Source organism: Variovorax sp. 20P10.2.4, from assembly GCF_058244205.1.
On record NZ_JBZAYE010000544.1, the window covers coordinates 1 to 4,887 of the forward strand.

Annotated in this window: 5 protein-coding genes; 2 read left to right on the forward strand and 3 right to left on the reverse strand. The window is 71.3% G+C overall.

What is annotated here, in order from left to right; genetic code table 11:
• Together AC27VN_RS32525 and AC27VN_RS32530 are read left to right on the forward strand one after the other, a co-directional pair.
• Positions 1-2,077: TonB-dependent siderophore receptor (locus AC27VN_RS32525; protein WP_490879233.1), on the forward strand; the 2,077-nt coding region annotated here is incomplete at its 5' end.
• Positions 2,078-2,112: 35 nt separating this feature from the next.
• Positions 2,113-2,598, forward strand: coding sequence for a GNAT family N-acetyltransferase (locus tag AC27VN_RS32530; protein WP_208507490.1), 486 nt, complete (start codon positions 2,113-2,115; stop codon positions 2,596-2,598).
• A gap of 3 nt (positions 2,599-2,601) precedes the next feature.
• On the opposite strand, the gene AC27VN_RS32535 is transcribed toward AC27VN_RS32530, so the two are convergent.
• From AC27VN_RS32535 to AC27VN_RS32545, 3 genes are all read right to left on the reverse strand, one after another.
• Positions 2,602-3,825 carry a CaiB/BaiF CoA transferase family protein gene (locus AC27VN_RS32535; protein ID WP_057596479.1) on the reverse strand — a complete coding sequence of 408 codons (1,224 nt, stop codon included), beginning with the start codon at positions 3,823-3,825 and terminating at the stop codon, positions 2,602-2,604.
• Between the two features lie 14 nt (positions 3,826-3,839).
• Entirely contained in the window at positions 3,840-4,631 is a 792-nt protein-coding gene (locus AC27VN_RS32540) for an enoyl-CoA hydratase/isomerase family protein (RefSeq protein WP_490879234.1), read from the reverse strand.
• A 46-nt stretch (positions 4,632-4,677) separates the two neighbouring features.
• A partial coding sequence (locus AC27VN_RS32545; protein WP_490879235.1) for a tripartite tricarboxylate transporter substrate-binding protein occupies positions 4,678-4,887 on the reverse strand: 210 nt, incomplete at its 5' end.

A 4,887-nucleotide genomic window follows, 5' to 3' on the forward strand; every position in this document is an offset into this window, starting at 1 on the left:
CGCGCCCGCCGAATCCGCGACCTCCGCGCCGACCGCGCCCGTCACGGGCAGCGGCAGCCTGCCCGCCGTGCAGGTGAACGCAAACGCCGAGCGCGAAAGCGGCAACGGCCCCGTGCCCGGCTATGCCGCGCGCATCAGCGGCACGGCCACCAAGATCGACACGCCGCTGATCGAGGTGCCGCAATCGGTGTCGGTGATCGGCCGCGAGGAAATGGAGGCGCGCGGCGCGCAGGACGTGATGGAGGCGCTGCGCTACACGCCCGGCGTGACCACCAGCACCTACGGTCCCGACAACCGCGGCTGGGAGTACGTGCTGCTGCGCGGCTTCAACTCGTCGACCACCGGCGTCTACCGCGACGGGCTGGCCCAGGCCTCCTTCGTTCCCACCTACTACCTGACCGAGCCCTATGCGCTGGAGCGCGTGGAGGTGCTGCGCGGCCCGGCGTCGATGGTGTTCGGCCAGGCCGACGCGGGCGGCATCGTCAACCGCGTGAGCAAGCAGCCCACGGGCGAGCGGATCCGCGAGATCGAGCTGCAGTACGGCAGCTACCAGCGCCAGCAGCTGGCCTTCGACCTCGGCGACCGGATCGGCAGCGACGCTGTGCTGAGCTACCGGCTGGTCGGCCTGAGCCTCGACAGCAACGACCAGGACCGCTACCCCGACGGCCGCAGGCTCAACCACACGCGCACCTACATCGCGCCCTCGCTGCGCTGGCAGCCGAACGCGGGCACCTCGCTGACCGTGCTGGCCGAGTTCCTGCGCAACAACACGGCCGAGGATCCCTACTACCTGACGCAGAACTACGCCCTCTCGTCGATCAAGGTGGGCGACCACAGCTTCGGCCAGCTCAAGCAGACGCAAGGCGCCATCGGCTACCGCTTCGAGACCGCCCTGGGCGACCAGTGGACCCTGCGCCAGAACTTCCGCTACAGCCGCGTCGACCCGAGCCGGCGCGTGGTCTGGGCCGACGCGCTGGGCGAGGACCAGCACACGCTGTCGCGCATCGCCAGGACCTGGCGCGACCCCGTGAACCTCGCGACGCTCGACACCAGCGTGCAGGGCAGGCTGCAGCATGGCGATGTGCAGCACACGCTGCTGCTGGGCGTCGACTACAGCGACCAGAAGGGCCGGCAACGGCGCTTCATCGGCCCGGCTCCGAGCCTCGACCTGCTCGCGCCCGTCTATGGCCAGCCGGTGGCACTGCCCACCGAGCCGCTCGCCAACCTCGACCAGTCGACGCGCCAGCTCGGCTTCTATGCGCAGGACCAGCTCAAGTTCGGCGAGCGCTGGGTGCTCACGCTCGGCGGCCGCCAGGACCGCGTGCGCCAGGTCACCGACGACCATCTCGACAGCAGCCGCTCTCGCAAGTCCGACAGCGCCTTCAGCGGCCGGGCCGGCCTCAGCTACCTGCTGGGCAACGGCTGGGCGCCCTACCTGAGCTACGTCACCTCCTTCCTGCCCAACAGCGGCACCGATGCGAACAACGAGGCCTTCCGGCCCAGCCGCGGCAAGCAGGTCGAGCTCGGGCTCAAGTTCCAGCCCGCGGGTTCGCGCAGCCTGTTCACCGCGGCCGCCTTCGACCTGCGCAAGACCAACGTGGTCACCTACGACCCCGCGACCTTCGAGGGCCGCCAGATCGGCAAGCAGCGCTCGCGCGGCATCGAGCTCGAAGCCAAGGGCGAACTCGCGCCGGGCCTGAACATCGCGGCGGCCTACACCTGGCTCGACATGAAGGTGCTCGCCAGCGCCGACCCCGACGAGATCGGCAAGATCCCGCCGCTGGTGCCCAAGCAGTCGGCCTCGGTCTGGCTCGACTACACGCTGGGCAACGGCCTGGGCTTCGGCGGCGGCGTGCGCTACGTCGGCAAGCGCCAGAACGACGAGCACAACACCAGCGCCGAACGCGGCGTGACGCTGCTCGACGCGGCCCTGCACTACGAGCGCGGCCCGTGGCGCGTGGCGCTCAACGTCTCCAACCTGGCGGACAAGAAATACAACTCGATCTGCTACCACGGCGAGTGCTACCAGGGCACGCGCCGCACGGCGACGCTCACGGCACGCTATCGCTGGCAGTGAGGACCGCGGCAGCGGGCCGCTATGCTTCGCACCCCATGCAGATCGAACCCGCCCGCCCCGAGGAAGCCCCCACCGTCGTCGCCGTGCTGCACGAGGCCGCGCAATGGCTGGTCGACGAAGGCCGCACCTTGTGGTCGGGGCCGGAGATCGCGCCCGCACGGATCGAGCGCGACTGCGCAGCCGGCGGCTACTTCATCGCGCGCATCGATGGCCAGGTGGCCGGCGTGGTCCGGCTCGACCTCGAGGATCCGTATTTCTGGCCCGAGATCGAGGCCGGCAGCTCGCTCTACGTGCACAAGCTCGCGGTGCGCCGCGGCTTCGCGGGGCAAGGCGTGTCGAACGCCTTGCTGGTGTTCGCGCGCGAACGGGCGACGGCGCTCGGCAAGCGCCACCTGCGGCTCGACTGCGTGGCCGACCGCGCGCCGCTGCGCCGCCTCTACGAGCGCTTCGGCTTCGCGCTGCACAGCGAGACCCGCAAGGACTTCGGCCTCTTCGCGCGCTACGAACTGCCGCTGGGCTGATCCTCAGGCCGCGGCGTGCTGCGCGATGACCTGCGCGCGCTGCAGCCGCTCGATCTCCTCCTCGCCGAAATCGAATTCGCGCAGCACCTCGTGGGTCTGCTCGCCCACGCGCGGCGCGGCCGAGCGCGCATGCGGCGACACGCCGTCGAAGTGCAGCGGCAGCCCGAGCGAGCGCGTGGTGCCGCCCTCGGCATGGTCGACCTCCACCACCATCGACACCGCGCTCGACTGCGGATGCTCGAGCGCCTGCTTCACGTCGTGCACCGGTCCCACCGGCACGCCGGCACGGTCGAGGCGCTCGATCCAGTGGTCCGCGCCGTGCGGCGCCAGCGCCTGCGTGATCAGCGCCTCGAGCGCGGCCTGGTGCGCGAGCCGGTCGCGGCCCGTGCGAAAGCGCGGGTCGTCCACCCATTCGGGATGGCCCAGCACCTCGGCAATGCGCTGCCAATTGGCCTGGTTGCCGCCGCCGATCGCGATCGCGCCCTCGGCGCAGCGGAAGGTCTGGTAGGGCGCGATCAGCGGATGGGCGGTGCCCATCGGCCGCGCGATGGCGCCGCTCGAGAAGTAGGCCGCGGCGAACCAGTACATCTGCTGCAGCGAAGCCTGCAGCAGCGAGGTCTCGACCTTGCTGCCGATGCCGGTGCGCAGCCGCCGCACATAGGCCGAAAGGCTGCCGAGCGCGGCCAGGATGCCGGCATTGATGTCGGCGACCGAGTTGCCGGGCTTGGCCTGCTCGCCGCCGAGGCTGCCGGTGACGCTGATCAGGCCCGAGAAGGCCTGCAGCACCAGGTCGAAGCCGCCCTTGTCGCTCAGCGGGCCGTTGGGGCCGTAGCCGCTGATCGAGCAGTAGACGAGGCCGGGGTTCGCGGCGCGCAGCTGCTCGTAGCCGAGGCCGAGGGCATCGAGCTTTCCGCGCCGGAAGTTCTCGGTGACGATGTCGCAGCGCGCCGCGAGCCGGCGGATCACGTCCTGCCCGGCCGGCTGGCGGATGTCGACCGCCACCGAGCGCTTGCCGCGGTTGAGCATCACGAACGATGGCGCGAGCCCCGGATCGTTGGGCCGCGCATAGCCGCGCGCGTCGTCGCCGGCCGGAAACTTCTCGATCTTGATGACCTCGGCGCCCATGTCGGCCAGCATCAGGCCGCAGATCGGGCCGGCCATGATCTGCGACAGCTCGAGCACGCGCACGCCGGCCAGCGGCAGCGCGGCGGGGTCCGGTGGCGGCATTCCGTGCGCCACGCTCAATGGCCCTCGAAGCGAGGCGCGCGGTTCTCGGCGAAGGCCGCCAGGGCCTCGTGCAGGTCGCGCGTGCGCAGGCTGGCGACATGCGCCTGCTGCGCGGCGGTCTCGTCGTACTGCTGACGCGCGGTCTCGTTGAGCGTGCGCTTCATCGTGACCAGCGGGATCGGCGCCACCGCGAGCAGCTCGTCGAGCCAGGTGCGCAGCTCGGCATCGAGCGCCTCGGGCGCGACCAGCGCATCGAGGTAGCCCACGCGCAGCATCTCCTCGGCCTGGATCGCGCGCGAGGTCAGGAACAGCTTCTTGGCCGCGCCGAGCCCCAGCCGCGAGACCCAGCGGCGGATGCCGTGGCCGTAGTAGTGCAGGCCCAGGCGCGAGGCCGGCATGAACATGCGCATGCCCTGCACGCCGAGACGGAAGTCGCAGGCCAGCGCGAGGTCGGTGGCGCCGCCGTAGACCGGCCCGTGCAGCCGCGCGATGGTGACCGCGCGCGCGTTCTCGATCTCGTCGGTGAACTGCTCGAACAGGTTCTCGCCGGTGGCGGCGGCCTTGCCCAGGCGCGAGAGGTCGAAGCCCGAGCTGAAGCTCTTGCCGGTGCTCGCGAACACGATCACGCGCACCGCGGGATCGGCGTCGAGCTGGCGCAGGTAGGCGCGCAGCACCGGCAGGTCGTCGGGCTCGATGCGGTTGTGGCTGCCGGGGCGGCGCAGCGTGATGGTGGCGACGGCGCCGTCGATGGCGAGCTGCGGCGGCGCGGCGGTGTCGGCCGCGGGGTCCTGGAGGGTCGTGGTCATGCGTGAAGGTCCTTGGAGAGGAAGAGAAAAAAGGAAAAGGGGCGGGTCAATCGAAACGGAGTTGCTGCTCGCGGATCACCTGGCCCCACTTGCGGAAGTCGGTCGCGACCAGCTCGGTGGCCGCCTCGGGCGGGCCGGCCTCGATGTCGCTGCCCGTGGCCAGGAGGCGCTCGCGCACCGCGGGTGTCTGCAGGGCGGCGTTGAGCGCCGCGTTGAGCCGTCGCACCACGGGCGCCGGCAGGCCCTTGGGCGCGGC